The following is a 17,112-nucleotide window of genomic DNA, read 5'->3' as shown; positions in this document are numbered from 1 at the left end:
GCATCGAGGAGAAGTCACCATGGATCTCGCGATCGTCTGGTTCGTGCTCATCGCCGTCCTGTGGACGGGCTACCTCGTGCTCGAGGGGTTCGACTTCGGCGTCGGCATGCTGCTGCCCGTCCTCGGCCGCAAGGACAAGGAGCGGCGCCTCCTGATCAACACCATCGGCCCGGTCTGGGACGGCAACGAGGTCTGGCTGCTCACCGCCGGCGGCGCCACGTTCGCGGCCTTCCCCGAGTGGTACGCGACCCTCTTCTCCGGGTTCTACCTGCCGCTGCTGATCATCCTGCTCACGCTCATCGTGCGGGTGGTCGCCTTCGAGTACCGCGGCAAGATCGACGACCCGGTGTGGGCCCGGCGCTGCGACCAGGCCATCATCGCCGGGTCCTGGGTGCCCGCGCTGCTGTGGGGCGTGGCGTTCGCGAACCTCGTGCGCGGGGTCGAGCTCGATGCCGACCACCAGTTCACCGGTGGCTTCTTCTCGCTGCTGTCGCCGTTCGCCCTGCTCGGCGGGCTGGTCACCGTCAGCCTGTTCCTCACCCACGGCGCCGTCTACCTCGCGCTGAAGACCGACGGCGAGATGCGGGCGCGCGCACGCCGGCTCGCGGGGTACTTCTCGGTGGTCGCGACGCTCGTCACCGCGGCGTGGGCGCTGTGGGCGCAGATCGCGTACTCCGTGACCTGGACGTGGGCGGTCGTGGCCGTCGCCGCCGCGTGCCTTCTCGGCGTGGTCGTCACCAACGCCAAGGGCCGCGAGGGCTGGGCCTTCGTGCTCTCGTCGCTGACCATCGTCTCCGCGGTCGTGCTGATCTTCGGCTCGATGTACCCCGACGTCATGCCCGCCGTCGACCCGGCGAACTCCCTGACGGTCGAGAACGCGTCCTCCAGCGACTACACGCTGACCGTGATGACGTGGGTCGCCGTCGTCCTGGTCCCGGTCGTCCTGATCTACCAGTCCTGGACCTACTGGGTGTTCCGACGCCGGCTGACGACCGAGGACATCCCCGACTCGATCGGCCTGAGCTGGGAGAAGGTCAAGGCCGAGGCGTTCGGCAGCTCGGACGGCACCGCGGCGCGGCTCGACCTCACCGTCGACGAGACCGCCGACCCGCGCGCCGGCACGGGGGCGGCCGTCCGCGGCGAGCGGGACAGGCAGGCGTGAGACCGCTCGACCCGCGCCTCCTGCGACACGCCCGCGCCGCGCGCGGCTACGTCGTGCTCACCACGCTCCTCGGGCTGCTGACCGCCGTCCTCGTCGTGGCGCAGGCACTGCTGATCGCGCGCGCGCTCGCCCCGGCGATCGAGGGCACCGTCGACGGTTCGTGGTCGTCCGGGCCGGAGGGCGCCTCGCTCCTCCTGCTGGCCGCCGTGGTGCTGGCCCGGGCAGGCACCGCGTGGGCGCAGGAGCGGTTCGCGCTGCGCGCCGCGGCCCGCACGATCGCTGAGCTGCGCGAGGCCGTCGTCGTGCACGCGACCGCGCTCGGTCCGCGCCGGCTCGCCTCCGGGCGCGGGCCCGAGGTCGCGACCCTCGCCACCCGCGGGCTGGACGCCCTCGAGCCGTACCTGGTGCGCTACCTGCCCCAGCTGCTGCTCGCGGCGACCGTGACCCCGCTGGCCATCCTCGTCGTGCTCGGGCTCGACTGGGTCTCCGCCGTGATCGTCGTGTGCACGATCCCGCTGATCCCGCTCTTCATGGTCCTGGTCGGGCAGCTCACGGCGGGGACCGCGCAGCGCCGCCTCGTCGTCGTCCAGCGGCTCGGGTCCCAGGTGCTCGACCTGCTGACCGGGCTGCCGACGCTCAAGGCCTTCGGCCGCGAGATCGGCCCGCAGGCGCGCGTGCGGGCGCTCGGGGACGCGAACCGCCGGGCGACCATGGGGACCCTGCGCGTGGCGTTCCTGTCCGGGATGGTCCTCGAGCTGCTCACGACGCTCTCGGTCGCCGTCGTCGCGGTCGGGATCGGGCTGCGGCTCCTGCGCGGCGAGGGGATCGACCTCGAGGCGGGCCTCGCGGTCCTCGTCCTCGCCCCAGAGGTCTACCTCCCGCTGCGCCAGGTCGGCGCGCAGTTCCACGCCTCGACCGACGGTCTCGCCGCCGCCGAGCAGGCCTTCGCGGTGCTCGACACCCCCGTGCACGCCCGGGGCACGACGCCGGCGCCGCCGCTGCGCGGGTCGCGCATCGAGCTCGACGGCGTCAGCGTGCGCGCCGGGGACCGCGCGACCGACGCCCCGGCGGGCCTCTCGCTGACGCTCGACCTGCCCGCGCGCGCGGGCGGCGCGACCGGGCGCGTGCTCGCGCTGACCGGGCCCAGCGGCGCCGGCAAGTCCACCGCCGTCCTCGTGCTCCTGGGGCTCCTGCGGCCCGACGCCGGGCGGGTCACGGTCCGCGGCGGCGTCGTGGGAGCGGGGACGGGGACGGACGGAGCGGCCGGCACGGACCTGGCGGAGATCGACCCCGCGTCGTGGTGGTCGCAGGTCGCCTGGGTCCCGCAGCGCCCCGCGCTGGCGCCCGGCCGGCTGCGCGACGTCGTCCGCGACGAGCGTGACGTCACCGACGCAGCGATCGACGCCGCGGCGCGCACGAGCGGCCTCGACGCGGTCGTGGCGAGGCTCCCCCACGGCTGGGACACCGTCGTCGGGCGCGGCGGGACCGGCCTGAGCGTCGGCGAGCGACAGCGTGCCGCGCTCGCGGCCGCGCTCCTCGACGACCCCGACGACGTGCCCCTGGTGGTGCTCGACGAGCCCACCGCCCACCTCGACGCGCGCGGCGAGCAGGCCGTCCTCGATGCCGTGCGCACCTGGCGCGACCAGGGGCGCACCGTCGTCGTCGTCGCCCACCGCGCGTCCGTCGTCGCGCTCGCCGACGACGTCGTGGAGGTCGTCGCCCGGCCGGTCGCGACGGGGGTGCCCGCATGAGCGGCGAGCGCGGCACCGGGCGTGCCGCGACCGACCCGCTGCGCCGCGCCGTGCCGCTGCTCGAGCTGCGCGCGCGGGGGTTCGTCGTCGCCGTCGCGTGGGGTTCCCTCGCGCTCGGCTGCGCGGTGGGGCTCGCCGCCGTCGCCGCATGGCTCATCGCCCGGGCGTCGCAGATGCCCGAGATCGGCGCCGTCTCGATCGCCGTCGTCGCGGTGCGCGCGTTCGGCATCGGGCGCGGGGTCGCCCGCTACCTCGAGCGCCTCGCGTCCCACGACCTCGCGCTGCGCGGGATGACCGCGCTGCGCGCCAACCTCTACGCGCGGCTCGCCGCGGGGCGCGGCACGGCCCTCGCGGGGGTGCGGCGCGGCGACCTGCTCGCGCGGGTGGGAGCCGACGTCGACGCCGTCGGGGACGTCGTCGTCCGCGCGTTCGTGCCTGCGTGCGTCGCGGTGGTCGTCTCGGTGCTGTCCGTCGTCGTCGTCGGCGCCTTCCTCCCGTCCGCCGCGCTGGTGCTCGCCGCCTGCCTCCTGCTCGCGGGCGTGCTCTCGCCGTGGCTCGCCTCACGGGCGGCGGCACGCACGGAGGCCGCGAGCGCCCGCGTCCGGGCCGAGATGTCTGCCCGCACGCTCGAGATCCTCGAGAACGCCGGACCGCTCCAGGTGGGCGGGGCGATGGACGAGCGCCTCGTCGCGCTGCGGCGCACGGACCGGGAGCTCGCCGCGGCGACCGACGACGGCGCGCGCGTCTCGGCGCTCGCCGCCGCTCTCCAGTCCGCCGCGGTCGGCCTCGCGGTGCTCGGAGCGCTGCTCCTGGGCATCCCCGCGGTCGCCGCCGGCACGCTCGACCCGACGGAGCTCTCCGTGATCGTGCTGACGCCCCTCGCCGCGTTCGAGGGCGTCGCCGCGCTGCCGGCCGCCGCGATCCAGGTGCGCCGCTCGCGCCGGGCCGCGGCGCGGATCATGGGCCTGCTCGACGAGGCGGAGGCGGCAGTCCCCGCGGCTCCTTCGGCGCCCGCGGCCCGCACCGAGCGGGCGGGGAGCGCCGGCGAGACTCCCGCCGCTCCCCCGCGGACCCTGCGCGCGCTCGACCTCTCCGTCGGCTGGGACGGCACGCCGGCGGTCGTCGGCGTCGACCTCGCCGTCGGGGTGGGCGCCGCCGTCGCGCTCGTCGGGCCCTCCGGCGTCGGCAAGACCACGGTGCTGGCCACGTTGGCGGGGCTCGTGCCGCCCGTCGCGGGGTCGCTCGACGTGCCCGGGGACGCCGTCCTCGTCGCGGAGGACGGGCACGTCTTCGACACCACCGTCCTCGAGAACCTCCGCGTCGCGCGGGGCGACCTCGACGAGGCCGAGGCGGTCACGGTCCTCGACCGGGTCGGCCTCGCCGCCTGGCTCGACGCCCTGCCCGACGGCGTCGCCACGCTCCTCGGCCCGGACGGCGCCACGGTCTCCGGCGGCGAGCGCCGCCGCCTGCTCGCGGCCCGCGCGCTGGTCACCCGCGCGCCGTGGGTGCTGGTGGACGAGCCGGCCGAGCACCTGGACGCGGCCACCGCCGACGAGCTCGTGCGGACCCTGGTCGCGGACGCCCGCGCCACCGGCCACGGGCTCGTCCTGGCCACGCACCGGCTCACCGCGCTCGACGCCGTGGACGAGGTCCTCGTCCTCGGCACGCCGCCCGGCGGCGGGCCGGCGGGCGTGGTCGCGCGCGGCAGCCACGCGGAGCTCGTCGGGCGCGACCCCGGATACGCCTGGTCCCTCGCCCAGGAGCAGCCCGGCGACCCGGCCGCGCCCGTCGCCGACCTCGGTTCCGCGACGGCGCGGCGGTAGGTTCGTCGGGTGAAGATCCTGCTGCCGGACACCATCGACCTGGACCCGACCACCCGGCCGGACGACGTCGTCGTCCGCTACGCCGTGGACGAGCCCGTCCCCGACGAGCACACCGACGCGGACGTGCTCGTCGCGTGGGCCAACCCTGCGGCGGGCCTCGAGGACGCCGCCCGGCGGCTCACCCGGCTGCGGCTGGTGCAGACCCTCGCCGCCGGGCCGGACTCCGTGCTCGGCGCCGGGTTCGCCGCCGACGTCGCGGTCGCGAGCGGCCGGTCGCTGCACGACGGCCCCGTGGCCGAGCACGCCCTCGCGCTGGTGCTCGCCGGCCTCCGGCGGCTCGACCGGCTCCGCGCCGCACAGCGCGAGCACCGTTGGGACGCCGCGCTGGGGCGCGAGCAGGCCGACCCGGCGACCGCGGGCCGGTTCACCCTCGACGGGGCGAACGTGACGATCTGGGGGTTCGGGTCCATCGCCGGGCGGCTGGCGCCCGTGCTCGGGCTCCTCGGCGCACACGTCACGGGCGTCGCCCGCACCGCCGGCGTGCGCGACGGCGTCCGGGTCGTCACCGAGGAGGACCTCTCCGGCGACGCGGGCGTCCTCGCCACGACGGACGTGCTGGTCTCGCTCCTGCCGGCCACCCCCGCGACGCACCACGCGATCGACGCCGAGCGCCTCGCCGCGCTGCCCGACCACGCGCTGGTGGTCAACGTCGGGCGCGGCTCGGCGCTGGACGAGGACGCCCTGGTGGCGGCGCTGCGCGAGGGTCGGCTGGGCGGCGCGGCGCTCGACGTCACGGAGAAGGAGCCGCTGCCGGCGGACTCTCCGCTGTGGGACGCACCGCGGACGACCCTCACGCCGCACGTCGCGGGCGGGCGGCCGCAGGGCGCGGACCGGCTGCTCGAGGACCAGCTCGCGGCGCTGCGCGCGGGAGAGCCGGTGCGCAACGTCGTCGACCGCTGACGCCCGCCCCGTCCGCCGAGATGTCGACGGTCCGCGGTCAGGCGCGGGGAGGTCGGGCCGGGCCGGTCCTCCGGGGCACCGGCTGGCACACCGGGCAGAAGTACGCCGAGCGGTTCATGAACGCGTCGCGCCGCAGCGCCGGCACGGCTCACCCTCCTGGCCGTAGACCGCCAGCGAGCGCGAGAAAGCAACCAGGGGACAACGTTCGCCAACCCCGTCTAACGAGGGAACATATCCGACAGCTCGCAGGCACGCTGGCTGATCGTGCCTACGCGCTTCGGGTCGTTGCCTTCCATCAGGCCTTGGTGTCAGACCCGCCGGGCAGGTTCAACGCCTTCGATGCCTCCGCGACGAGGCCCGGCAGATCGGCAGTGCTGGCCTCCCCGGCATGCTTTGCCGCATCGCGGTTTGCGAACCGGGACAGCACGTTCTTGACGAGAACCGCATCCCCGACCTGGACCCGGGCCGCAAGGCGAACACCTTCGTCAGAGTTAGCGTAGAACGGGGCCAACGCCTTGAGCGAGAGGGCCACGTCCTCAGCCGTGTCTGCCTCACGGAAATGTCGTCCGGACTCGCGCAGCAGCAGCCCACCGAACGCACCGATGACGACGGCGATCGAGGCCCGCAGGATCCCGCCGCCGACCGAGATGTCGAAGTTGTTCTTGATCGCCTCTTCCACGATGAAGTACCCGACGGCCCCGGCGAAGACGAACGCGGCGATCGCTCCGGCTCGCATCCACTGTGCAGCCCGGCGTTCTCGCTTGGCTCGGCCGTACCAGTCCGCGGCGCTCAGGTCGCCCGCGGCGTGCTCCGCCAGCGCCTCCCCTGCCTTCGTCGTCGCGGCGAGAGCCCCGATGTGAGCCACAGCCTCGACGTCGTGCTGGTGATCGGTCTCCTCGCGCTGCCGCTTCCAAGTGTCGAGAGCGTCCTTCCACTCCCCCAGCATGGTGGCCTCGGTCGACTCGCTGACCCCGGAAATCTTCTCGCGTTCCAGCTGGATCTCCCCGTGCAGCGCCTCGACCGCAGTGGTGACTGCAGCGAGTTCGTCGCGCCGAGCCTGCAGGGACTCTTCGGTCTCCGCAACGTGACGCTCGAGCTCGGCAAGGGTCACATTGTGCACCTTGACCTCCTTGTCGATCAGCTCGAAGAAGTCGGCCTTCAGGTCCTTCGGTGGAGGCAGGGGCAGAGCGCGCAGGGCGCCCTCGAGGACCGCGACACTCTGGCCGCTGCGGGCGTTGCTCCTCGCCACGTACGACTGGAACGCGTTGGCATCCGTAGGAAGCTGGTTGAGCGCGGCGCTGAGGGGATCCAGGGTGCTGAGGTAGAGCGCCGGCTGCCGTGCGCCGCGCGTCTTGAGGGCCTCGTCGAGCCACTCGACGATGTCCGTGCGCCACTGCTCCAACGAGGCGTCACCGAACCGGGCCGCGTGCAGTGCCTCGCGCTTGAGCTTGAGGGTCTCCCAGACCTTGTGCTTCCTGTAACGCTCGCTGCCTGTCGGCATCCTCGAAGCCCTCCTGATTACCGGACGTGAGTTGCTGGTCCGTATCCTGCCCGACAAGCCCGACAGCGGCCTGCTACCGATTGCCCTTCGCACGATTGTGGGTCTGGCAAAGCATCGTTAGGTTCGACAGCTTTGTCTCGCCGCCCTTCGACCAGGCGGTCACGTGATCGGCGTCCATCTCCTTGAGCGTGTAGATCTTGGCCTTGTTGTTGTCGGTGCCCAGGGCGCACAACGGGCAGTTCGACTCCCCGGCAGCCCTGGCCTTCTTCGTCTGCCGGTCGTAGGCCACCCGCTTGTCCTTGTCCTCGAAGAGACGGATGTCGAGGAGCTGCGGCTTCGTCTCGCCGCTGAGCACGAACTCGTACACGCCCTTGGCCACATGGACCGCCGGGGCGGCGCGCAGCTCGTCGATCCGCGCGTCAATCGTCGCGGCGTTGTACGACTGTCCGTGGTACTCCTCGTAGAGCCGACCCCATTCCAGCCCGCGCATCTCTTTGTCCGGCGGGCGCGTGAAGACGCCGGCGACCCAGTCGATGACCGACGTGAAATAGGTCTTTAGCTCGACAACCGCCGTGTCGTTGCGGTGCGCAGCGAGGTAGGCGTCGACGGTCTTGCCCTGCGACGAGGCCACCCAACCAAGCGCGACGGCAAGGATGCCCTGCCGCTTCGGGTCGCCCTTGATGTAGGACTGCCACTTCTGCATGTACGCGTTGTTCGAGTTGGAGAACTCAACCTTGGCCGCGGTGACGAATGGACCCGAGTAGATCGCGTTGAGTAGTTCCTGATCGTTGAGCGGGACGCCGACGATGTTGATCGTCTCGAACCACTGCTTGATTTCAACCTCGGACCCGTCGCACTCGTAGATGTCAAGCTCGGTCTCGAGGATCTTCGCCTGCTGGTCTTTCGACAGGGACGAGAAGGTCTGCTCCTTGCCGTCAACTTGGATTGCGAACTTGCCCGTGACAAATCTGCCGAAGCTCGTGATCCGCTGCTGACCGTCGAGCACCTCGAGCACGTCGTCCTCGACGTTGAAGTAGATGAGACCGAGCGGGTATCCCTTGAGCAGGGAGTCGATTACGGCGACGTCCTTCTTGCCGTCGTTGTAGATATAGTTTCGCTGGTACTCCGGCTGGATAACAAGCGCACCGGCGAGGCCAAAGAGCCCCTTGCCCTCGAGTTCGTTGTAGACGAAGCCCTCGACGACCTGGCTGACGGTGTAGTGCTTGAGGTCTGTCTTCACGAAGCCTCCTTCCGTCGGATAAAGATGCGCTTGTAGATTCGCTTGACCGGGTATCCGACGTCGAAGTACGTCCCGGGCCCGAACGAGTCAGCCCGCACGAAGCAGCCGAAAGACCCCGTGTTCGACTTCATCCGCTCCCCGTCAACGACGCGCATCTTGGGTCCGTACGTCTTCGTCTGCGGGAAGTCGCCCTCGCTGCTGCCCAGGATCTCGAACTGGTCGGGGTTGTACTTGTCCAGGAAGGTGATCGGCACCCCGATGATCCCGTCATGATCACTGGGGATGGCATCAACGAACGGCACCTCGATGCCCGGAAAGTTGTCATAGTCGAGGTAACCGACGCCGCGCACTTCCTTGTGGCGACTGAACTTGATGTTGTCGGCGGTCGTCATCAACTGCAGCGGTTCATGGCGTCGGCCATGGTCGATGTTCGTGAACCAGCACGAGTTCCCGAGGCGCGTGTAGTCGCGCTCGTTATCCGCGGGGTAGCCAAGCTTTTCCGCCTTGAGACGGTCAGCCTCAGAGACCTTCGCACCTTTCGGGACACCGAACACCATGTCTGTGCTGTTCGCTGTAGCACCCTTCCAGAGTTCATTCGCCTTCATGTGAGGGAATACTTCGTTGTAGGTGATGGCGTTGTTGTTGCCGATCACTGAGAATTTCACACCGCCCCGCACGGCCCATGTCATGAACTGGCGGAACAGGCTGAACGGCGGGTTGGTGATGACGAAGTCGGCCTCGTCGCGCAAAGCCGTGACCTCCGCACTCCGGAAGTCGCCGTCGCCCTCGAGGTACTCCCACCGCAGGTCATCGATGTTGACGGCACCGTCGCCGCTGATGTCCTGGGCCTCGAGCACGAACTTCTTACCGTTGGCGTGCGTCTTCGTCTCATCGAACCGTGGATCGTTGAGTTCGAACAAGGTTGGCTCGTAGGAAAAATGGGCCGGGTTGGAGTCCGGGGCGTACGAGGTTGAGATGAGCTTCTTGAGGCCGAAGTCCGTGAAGTGCAGGGCGAAGAATTTCGCGAAGTTCGACCACTCGGGGTCGTCGCACGGGCAGAGGATGACCTGGCCGCGGAATACGTCCGGGTCGTACTCGAGGTAGGCGTTTATCTCGCGCTCGATGTCCGGCCACTGGGTGTAGAACTCGTCGTTCTTCGTGTCGCGGGCAGCCTGAAGGCTGCTGTTCCTCGAAGCCGTCGCCATGCGTGCCTACCCCGTTCACCCGGTCCAGTGCACCACCGGATCCGGGGCGCGCGCTCTGGCGCGATTCTAGCGGCGAGGTCCGACAGTGACCTGGAGGGACGTGCACGCGTCTGTGAGACTGCCCAACATGGCGACAGACGGAGACGTCCACCCGGAACCCTTCGACCCCAGCGACATAGCCCTCGAGGTGCGCATCACCGGGATCGACCGGGTGCTCGACGACGAGTCGTCGTTCTTGCGCGACTTTTCTGCCGTCGTGGTGGACGGCGACTCCCCGACGACGCCGGCGGCCGCGCTCGGCGTCGTCGGCGGCTGGATCGGTTGGGACGCGCTGGACGAGGACGTTCACGGTGCCGCCGACGCTGTGAGCTCGGACGCCGAGGCACTCGGTGCCACGGCCGCTGACATCATCGCGGCTTACCCCGAGCGGTGGGTCGACACTGTCGTGCTCGTCGACCGGATGTGGCTGGAACCGCGCTGGCGGCATCACCGGCTCAGCGGCCGGATCCTCGCCGATTTGGTCTACCTGCTACGCCTCGACCGCGATTCCACGGTCATCGTCCTCCAGCCCGAGCCCCAGCGCGAGGAAGGCGGCCCCTACGAGTACGGGCCCAAGCGGGACGCCGCGATGGCCGCGCTGCGCAGCGGCTACGCCAACTCCGGCCTGGAACCATGGCGCGGAGGCGACCGGTGCTGGTGGCCATGGCCGCAAGCGTGAGCGCTCGTTGCAGCCCCAGGACGTTGTGCAACTCAATGCCGTGCCACACGGCGACCCTCATCCGGCCACGGCGCTTGGAAACGTCAACGTCGTCTTCCGCGCGATCCGGCCCCGCCGACTTGGACAGCTGGTGACGCTCACGTGTCCAGGCCGTCCACCCGCGTCCGCCTACAGGCCGAGGTGTGGTGGCAACAATCGACCGTCCACGGTATCCCGGGATCAGCGTAATCGTTGGCACTTCGGGCAAAAGTGGGACGAGCGGTTCATGAACGCCTCGCGCCGAATCGTCGTCCCGCAGCGCCGGCACGGTTCACCCTCCTGGCCGTAGACCGCGAGCGAGCGCGAGAAGTATCCCGACGCGCCGTTGACGTTCACGTACAGCGCGTCGAAGCTCGTCCCGCCCTGGGCGAGCGCCTCGCGCATGACCTCCTCGGCCGCCTCCAGCACGCGCACGGCGTCGCCCTGGCGCATCCGGTCGGTCGGCCGTGCGTGGTGCAGCCGCGCCCGCCACAGCGCCTCGTCCGCGTAGATGTTGCCGATCCCGGAGACGAGGGTCTGGTCGAGCAGCGCCCGCTTCACTCCCGTCCGACGACGGCGCAGCGCCCGCGCGACGTCCTCGCCCCGGAACGCCGGGTCGAGCGGGTCGCGGGCGATGTGCGCGACGGGCGCGGGCACGGCGGCGAGGTCCGCACCCAGGCCGCCCGGGGCGCCGTCGGGCGTCGGCACGAGGTCCTGGACCGACAGGTGCCCGAAGGTGCGCTGGTCGACGAAGTCGAGCGCGATGCCCGGCTCCCCGGGCGTCGCGCCCGACAACGACAGGCGGACGCGCAGGTGCGGGTGCTCCCCGTGGACGGCGCCGCCCGCGCGCACCAGCAGCTGGCCCGACATCCCGAGGTGCGCCATCAGCGCGGCGGCGGCCCCGTCGCCGGCCCCGCCCGCGTCCCGGGACCCGCCGCCGCCCGGTTCTCCGAGCAGCAGCCAGAGGAACTTGCCGCGGCGCACGGCGGCGTCGAGGGTGCGCCCGACGAGCTCGTCCGCCAGCCCGCCCGGGCCCCCGGCGTGCGCGCGTACCGAGTAGTCGCGCAGCACCCGGATGTCGGTGACGGTCCGGCCGAGCACGTGCCGGGCCAGCCCGTCGCGGACGGTCTCGACCTCGGGGAGCTCAGGCACCCGCGGGCGCGTCCTCGTCCGTGAGCGCGCGATAGGCCTGCTCGGCCGCGGCCTGCTCGGCGTGCTTCTTCGCGGTCCCCGTGCCCTCGCCCCGCACGACGCCGTCCAGCTCGGCCCGCGCGGTGAACGTCCGCGCGTGGTCCGGACCCTCCGCCTCCACCCGGTACACGGGCGCGCCGAGACCGCGCACGGCGGCGGCCTCCTGGAGCGAGGTCTTCCAGTCGAGACCGGCGCCGAGGTCGGCCGCCGCGAGCATCGTCGGCCCGACGAGGCGCAGCACGAGCTCGCGGGCGACCTCGATGCCGTGCGTCAGGTGGACGGCGCCGAGGAGCGCCTCGACCGTGTCCGAGAGGATCGAGTCCTTCTCATAACCCTTGGTCCCGATCTCGCCCTTGCCGAGGAGGATGTACCGCCCGAGGCCCAGCCGCCGTGCCACCAGGGCGAGCGAGCGCTGCGAGACCGTCGCGGCGCGCATCTTGGCGAGGTCGCCCTCGGACAGCTCCGGGTGGGAGCGGTAGAGCTCCTCGGTGACGACCAGGCCGAGCACCGAGTCCCCGAGGAACTCGAGGCGCTCGTTGGTCGGGATCCCGCCCGCCTCGTGGGCGAACGAGCGGTGCGTCAGGGCGAGCACGAGAAGCTCGGGGTCCAGATGGACCCCGAGCTTCTCGAGAAGACCGGTCGCGACCGGCGCCACGGGACTCAGCCCGCGTGCTCGGCGCGCAGCGCCTCGCTGTACTGGCGGCCCTTGTAGGTGCCGCAGGTGGGGCACGCGGCGTGCGACAGCTTGTTGCCCTTGCACTGCGGGCAGGTGGCGAGGGTCGCGGCGGACGTCTTCCACTGCGAACGACGCGCACGGGTGTTGCTGCGCGACATCTTGCGCTTCGGAACAGCCACGGCTAGCTCTCTTTCGTCTCGTCGGACACGTTCGTCGGATCGAACATGCTCTCTAGCGCCGACCAGCGAGGGTCGACCACATCATGGGTGTGCTCGGGGTCGTCGGCCAGCCTGGCCCCGCACTCGGAGCAGAGGCCGGGGCAGTCCGGCGAGCACAACGGTTGGAATGGTAGTCCAATGACGACCGCATCCCGAAGCGAGGGCTCCAGGTCGGCGAGGTCGTCCTCCAGCTCGGAGACCTCCTCGTCCTCGTCCCCCGAGTCCTCGGCCGCCCCGGCGCGCTCCGGGTAGGCGAACAGCTCCTGGACGTCGGCGACGACCTCGACCTCGACCGGGTCGAGGCACCGGCCGCACTCGCCGGTCGCGGTGCCGGTGACCGTGCCCGAGACGAGCACGCCCTCCATGACGGCCTCGAGGCGCAGGTCGAGCGCGAGCTCGGCACCCTCGGGGATGCCGATGACAGCGGTCCCGAGATCTGCCGGGGCCGCGACGGTGCGCTCCAGGGCACGCATCGAGCCCGGGCGTCGGCCCAGCTCGTGCGTGTCCAGCACGAGAGGCGACCTCGGGTCGAGGGTCTGGTGGCGCTCCACAGGGAATCCCAGCGTCGGTGAACGGGTGTCGGTGCGGTCGGCGCGATCAGCCCGACGGGGCGATCGGCGCGATGACCAAAGATCAATCCTACGCGATCACGGAGGTCGCGACGAACGAGAGGCTCGTCACAGCCCGTCCGGTCGCGGGCCGGGCCGCGGGCCGCTGCGCTCCGCGATCCGCGCCCGTCCTGCCTGCACCTGCGCGAGCAGCTTGCCGAGGTCGCCCTCGAAGTGGGCGAGCGCCCGGTCGCAGTAGTCGTCGGCGTCGGACCGCAGCTCGTCGGCGGAGCGCTGCGCGGCGTCGACGATCTCGTGCGCGCGCGCCTCCGCCTGGGCGACGACCTGCTCGCGCTGGACGAGCTCGTAGGCACGGGTCCGCGCGGTCGCGAGGATCTCGTCCGCCTGCGCCCTGGCGCCGTCGAGGGCGCGCCGCGCCTCGGCGAGGGCGTCGTCCGCCTGGGCCAGCTGGTCCGGCATCGTCCCCCGTACCCGGTCCACGAGCTCGAGCACCTCGGCGCGGTTGACGCGGACGGAGGAGGACATCGGCACGGTCCGTGCCGTCTCGACGACGTGCCTCAGGTCGTCGAGCGGCGTCGCCGCCGGCGGACGCGTGCTCCGTCCCTGGTCCCCGTGCTGCTGCTCGCTCATGCCCGGTCTCCCTCCGTCCGTGGTTCGTCCTGCTGTGCGTCGTCGTGCTGTGCGTCGTCCTGCTGGCCGGCGGCGGCGCGCCGGGCGAGCGCGGCGCGCACGGCGTCACCCACCCCCGGCGGCACGAGGTCGTCCACCGGGCCGCCGTGCCGCGCGACGTCCTTGACGAGCGACGACGCGACGTGCGCCAGGTCCGCGTCGCCCGCGACGAACACCGTCTCCAGCCCGCTCAGGTGCCGGTTCATCAGCGCCATCGGCAGCTCCGCGTCGAAGTCCGCGCCGCCGCGCAGTCCCTTGACGACGACGCCCGCCCCGACGTCGCGGCAGAAGTCGACGAGCAGGCCGGGGACGACGGCGACCCGCACGTCCCCCAGACCCGCGCCGTCGAGCGCGGCCCGGGCGAGCGAGACCCGCTCCCCGACGTCGAGCAGCGGGGCCTTGGCGGCGTTGCGCGCCACCCCGAGGACGACGTCGCCGACGACGGCGCGCGCCCGGCGCACGACGTCGAGGTGGCCCAGCGTGATGGGGTCGAACGATCCCGGGCAGACGGCGGTGGTCACGTCGGTCACCGTAGTACAGCGCGCCCGACGGCCCGGTCGTGGTCCCCGCCGTCCGCGACGCCGGCGAACGCGTAGTGCACCGTCGTCTCGCCGTACGCCTTGCTCGTGTCGGGCTCCCAGCCCGCGGGCCAGACCGGTTCGGCGCTGCGCGTGGCCCGCTCGACCACGACGAGCGTGTCGCGCGTGACCGCGCGGGTGGTCGCCAGGTGCTCGAGCACCGACGCGACCGTCTCGTCGCGCACGTCGTACGGCGGGTCGAGGAACACCAGGTCCCAGCTCTTCACCGGGGGCGTCGCGACGAACCGCTCCGCCTTCTCGTGCACCACCTCGACGCCGTGCGCCCCGATGTCCCGCGCGTTGCGCCGCCCCATCTCCACCGCCGAGCGGGCGGCGTCGACGAGCGTCGCGTGCGCGGCACCGCGGCTGACGGCCTCCAGGCCGAGCGCGCCGGAGCCCGCGTAGAGGTCGAGCACGCGCGCCCCCCGCAGCGCCCCGTGGTGCTCGAGCCGGGAGAAGATCGCCTCACGGACGCGGTCGCTGGTGGGCCGGGTTCCGCGGGGCGGGACGTGCAGCGTGCGTCCGCCGAACTCGCCGGCCACGATCCTCGTCATACCCCGACTGTAACGACCGGTCGCCCCGCTCACGCCCGTTCGAGGAACTCCTCGCGCTCCGGGTCGAGCCGGTCGGCGATCTCCGCCGCGAGCGCCGGGTGCGCGACGAGGTCCGGGTCGTCCGCGACGACGACGGCGGCGTCCTCGCGCGCCTCCTCGATGACCGCGGCGTCGGTCACCACGCGCAGCAGCCGGAGCGAGCTGCCGCGCCCGGACTGCGCCGCGCCGAGCACGTCACCCTCGCTGCGCAGCTCCAGGTCGACCGCGGCGAGCCGGAAGCCGTCGGTGGTCTCCGCCATCGTCTCCACCCGGCGGGCCGACGGCGCCCCCGGCTCGGCGACGGACACCAGCAGGCACAGGCCCGGCGCGGACCCGCGCCCGACGCGTCCGCGCAGCTGGTGCAGCTGCGAGAGGCCGAACCGGTCGGCGTCGAGCACGACCATGACCGTCGCCTCGGGGACGTCGACGCCGACCTCGACGACGGTCGTGGAGACGAGCACCGGCGCCTCGCCCGACGCGAACGCGGCCATCGCGGCGTCCTTCTCGGCGGGCGCCAGGCGCCCGTGCAGCACGCCGACCCGCACGCCCGCCAGCGCCGGTGCGCCCGCGAGCTCCTCGGCGACCTCCAGGACGGCCCGCAGCGGCGGGCGGTCCGCGCCGGGCCCGTCGCCCGCCTCGGCCAGGTCGAGCAGGTCCGCCCCGTCGGAGGTCTCGCCCGACGACGCCCCGCTCGCCCCCGCCCGCCCGCCCGCGTCCGGCGGGTCGGGCTCGATGCGGGCACACACGACATAGGCGCGGTGCCCGGCGTCGACCTCCTCGCGCACGCGCTGCCACACCCGCGCCATCCAGGCCTGCTTCCCGGCGGGCACCACCACCGTGGAGATCGGCGAGCGCCCCGCGGGGATCTCCGCGAGGGTCGACGTCTCGAGGTCGCCGAACACGGTCATGGCGACCGTGCGCGGGATCGGCGTCGCCGTCATGACGAGCAGGTGGGGCGTCGTGCGGGCCTTGGCCCGCAGCGCGTCGCGCTGCTCGACGCCGAACCGGTGCTGCTCGTCGACGACGACGAGCCCGAGGTCGGCGAACTGCACGTTCTCGCTGAGCAGCGCGTGTGTCCCCACGACGATCCCGGCGGCCCCGCTCGCCGCGTCCAGCAGGGCTTCCTTGCGGGCGGCGGCGCCCGCCGAGCCGGTCAGCAGCGCGACCCGCGTGGCCTGCTCCGCGCCGCCGAGCATGCCGCCGGCGGCCCGGTCGCCCAGCAGCGCGCGCAGGGTGCGGGCGTGCTGGGCGGCGAGCACCTCGGTCGGTGCCAGCAGCGCCGCCTGCCCGCCGGCGTCGACGACCTGCAGCATCGCGCGCAGCGCCACCACGGTCTTGCCCGAGCCGACCTCGCCCTGCAGCAGCCGCTGCATCGGCCGGGGCTGCGCGATCTCGACGGCGATCTCCTGCCCGACGGCGACCTGGCCGCGGGTGAGGGTGAACGGCAGGTCGGCGTCGAAGCCCTCGAGCAGGCCGCCCGCGACGGGAGGCCGCGCCGTGGCCTCCTCCTGCGCGGCGCGGGCCCGGCGCTGGGCGAGCGCGACCTGGAGCACGAAGGCCTCCTCGTAGCGCAGCCGTTCCCGGCCGCGACGCCACTGGGCCTCGTCGAACGGCTCGTGCACGTCGCGCAACGCCGCCAGCCGGCTCCCGAAGCCGCGGCGCTCGCGGACCGCCTCCGGCAGCGGGTCGGGGACGTCCGCCTCGGCCAGCGGGTCGAGCACGGTGCGGACGGCACGCTGGACGCGCCAGCTGGGGGTCTTGGCGCTCGCCGGGTAGATCGGGATGGGCCGGCTCGCCTCGAGCAGCGCCGACTCCTCGTCCTCGGCGTCGACGCCGATGATCAGGTAGTCCGGGTGGGTGAGCTGGCGCTCGCCCCGGTACTGGCCGACGACGCCCGTGAACAGGCCCATGCGGCCGGGCTTGAGCCGGTCCTCGTGGTGGCGCAGCACACCGGGGCTCTTCGCGAAGAACGTCAGGGACAGGTCGTGGCGGCCGTCGGTGACCACCGCCTGCAGCAGCGCCCCGCCGCGCGAGTGCATCTTCCGCACGGTCGCCCGGGCCACGCGCGCCACGACGGTCACGTGCTCCCCCACGGCCAGCCGGGCGAGGTCGCTCACCGCCCCCGGGTCGCCGTAGCGGCGCGGGTAGTGGGCGAGCAGGCCGCCGACGTCCTCGGCCCCGAGCGCGGCGAGCGGCGCCGCCGACCGCGCCCCCAGCACCTTCGCGAGCGGCTCGTGCAT

16 protein-coding genes are annotated in these 17,112 nt (G+C 72.7%); 5 read left to right on the top strand and 11 right to left on the bottom strand.

What is annotated here, in order from left to right:
* Positions 1-19: 19 nt before the first annotated feature.
* From cydB to EDF32_RS12095, 4 genes are read left to right on the top strand one after another with little or no spacing between them, the layout of a single operon-like run.
* Positions 20-1,162 (top strand): cytochrome d ubiquinol oxidase subunit II, encoded by a 1,143-nt coding sequence (gene cydB, locus EDF32_RS12110; RefSeq protein WP_123308815.1) that lies wholly within the window; start codon positions 20-22, stop codon positions 1,160-1,162.
* A complete protein-coding gene (gene cydD / locus EDF32_RS12105) occupies positions 1,159-2,913 on the top strand; it encodes a thiol reductant ABC exporter subunit CydD (RefSeq protein WP_123308814.1) in 1,755 nt (584 codons plus the stop codon). Before cydB ends, cydD begins: the two co-directional genes overlap by 4 nt.
* Positions 2,910-4,736 carry a thiol reductant ABC exporter subunit CydC gene (gene cydC, locus EDF32_RS12100; protein ID WP_123308813.1) on the top strand — a complete coding sequence of 609 codons (1,827 nt, stop codon included), beginning with the start codon at positions 2,910-2,912 and terminating at the stop codon, positions 4,734-4,736. Before cydD ends, cydC begins: the two co-directional genes overlap by 4 nt.
* A gap of 9 nt (positions 4,737-4,745) precedes the next feature.
* Positions 4,746-5,696 carry an NAD(P)-dependent oxidoreductase gene (locus EDF32_RS12095; protein WP_123308812.1) on the top strand — a complete coding sequence of 317 codons (951 nt, stop codon included), beginning with the start codon at positions 4,746-4,748 and terminating at the stop codon, positions 5,694-5,696.
* A gap of 295 nt (positions 5,697-5,991) precedes the next feature.
* Here EDF32_RS12095 and EDF32_RS12085 read toward each other — a convergent pair whose 3' ends face one another.
* From EDF32_RS12085 to EDF32_RS12075, 3 genes are all read right to left on the bottom strand, one after another.
* A complete protein-coding gene (locus EDF32_RS12085) occupies positions 5,992-7,197 on the bottom strand; it encodes a hypothetical protein (RefSeq protein ID WP_123308811.1) in 1,206 nt (401 codons plus the stop codon).
* Positions 7,198-7,270: 73 nt separating this feature from the next.
* Positions 7,271-8,437: a DUF262 domain-containing protein gene (locus tag EDF32_RS12080; protein WP_123308810.1), complete on the bottom strand. Its 1,167-nt coding sequence runs from the start codon at positions 8,435-8,437 to the stop codon at positions 7,271-7,273.
* Positions 8,434-9,642, bottom strand: coding sequence for an adenine-specific methyltransferase EcoRI family protein (locus tag EDF32_RS12075; protein ID WP_123308809.1), 1,209 nt, complete (start codon positions 9,640-9,642; stop codon positions 8,434-8,436). Before EDF32_RS12075 ends, EDF32_RS12080 begins: the two co-directional genes overlap by 4 nt.
* A gap of 127 nt (positions 9,643-9,769) precedes the next feature.
* Here EDF32_RS12075 and EDF32_RS12070 point away from each other — a divergent pair, with 127 nt between their 5' ends.
* Entirely contained in the window at positions 9,770-10,360 is a 591-nt protein-coding gene (locus EDF32_RS12070; protein WP_148061600.1) for a hypothetical protein, read from the top strand.
* A 219-nt stretch (positions 10,361-10,579) separates the two neighbouring features.
* Here the strand turns inward: EDF32_RS12070 and mutM are convergent, their stop codons facing one another.
* The 8 genes from mutM to EDF32_RS12030 form a co-directional block, all read right to left on the bottom strand.
* Positions 10,580-11,530 (bottom strand): bifunctional DNA-formamidopyrimidine glycosylase/DNA-(apurinic or apyrimidinic site) lyase, encoded by a 951-nt coding sequence (gene mutM / locus EDF32_RS12065; RefSeq protein ID WP_123308807.1) that lies wholly within the window; start codon positions 11,528-11,530, stop codon positions 10,580-10,582.
* Positions 11,523-12,224, bottom strand: a complete 702-nt coding sequence (gene rnc / locus EDF32_RS12060; protein WP_123308806.1) for a ribonuclease III — start codon at positions 12,222-12,224, stop codon at positions 11,523-11,525. Before rnc ends, mutM begins: the two co-directional genes overlap by 8 nt.
* Before the next feature lie 5 nt (positions 12,225-12,229).
* On the bottom strand, positions 12,230-12,424 hold the full coding sequence (rpmF, locus tag EDF32_RS12055; RefSeq protein ID WP_123308805.1) for a 50S ribosomal protein L32: 195 nt from the start codon (positions 12,422-12,424) through the stop codon (positions 12,230-12,232).
* Between the two features lie 2 nt (positions 12,425-12,426).
* Positions 12,427-13,014, bottom strand: a complete 588-nt coding sequence (locus EDF32_RS12050; protein ID WP_123308804.1) for a DUF177 domain-containing protein — start codon at positions 13,012-13,014, stop codon at positions 12,427-12,429.
* Positions 13,015-13,140: 126 nt separating this feature from the next.
* On the bottom strand, positions 13,141-13,662 hold the full coding sequence (locus tag EDF32_RS12045; RefSeq protein WP_123308803.1) for an ATP synthase F0 subunit B: 522 nt from the start codon (positions 13,660-13,662) through the stop codon (positions 13,141-13,143).
* Positions 13,659-14,222 carry a pantetheine-phosphate adenylyltransferase gene (gene coaD, locus EDF32_RS12040; RefSeq protein ID WP_123308930.1) on the bottom strand — a complete coding sequence of 188 codons (564 nt, stop codon included), beginning with the start codon at positions 14,220-14,222 and terminating at the stop codon, positions 13,659-13,661. The genes EDF32_RS12045 and coaD overlap by 4 nt, the downstream gene beginning before the upstream one ends.
* A gap of 5 nt (positions 14,223-14,227) precedes the next feature.
* Complete coding sequence (gene rsmD, locus EDF32_RS12035; RefSeq protein WP_123308802.1) at positions 14,228-14,833, bottom strand: 16S rRNA (guanine(966)-N(2))-methyltransferase RsmD; 606 nt, start codon at positions 14,831-14,833, stop codon at positions 14,228-14,230.
* Positions 14,834-14,862: 29 nt separating this feature from the next.
* Positions 14,863-17,112, bottom strand: coding sequence for an ATP-dependent DNA helicase RecG (locus tag EDF32_RS12030; RefSeq protein ID WP_123308929.1), 2,250 nt, complete (start codon positions 17,110-17,112; stop codon positions 14,863-14,865).

The sequence above is a fragment of the Cellulomonas sp. PhB143 genome (assembly GCF_003752595.1).
Lineage (GTDB): Bacteria > Actinomycetota > Actinomycetes > Actinomycetales > Cellulomonadaceae > Paraoerskovia.
The sequence above is the reverse complement of the archived record's forward strand: the minus strand, read 5'-3'. Positions and strand labels throughout refer to the sequence as shown.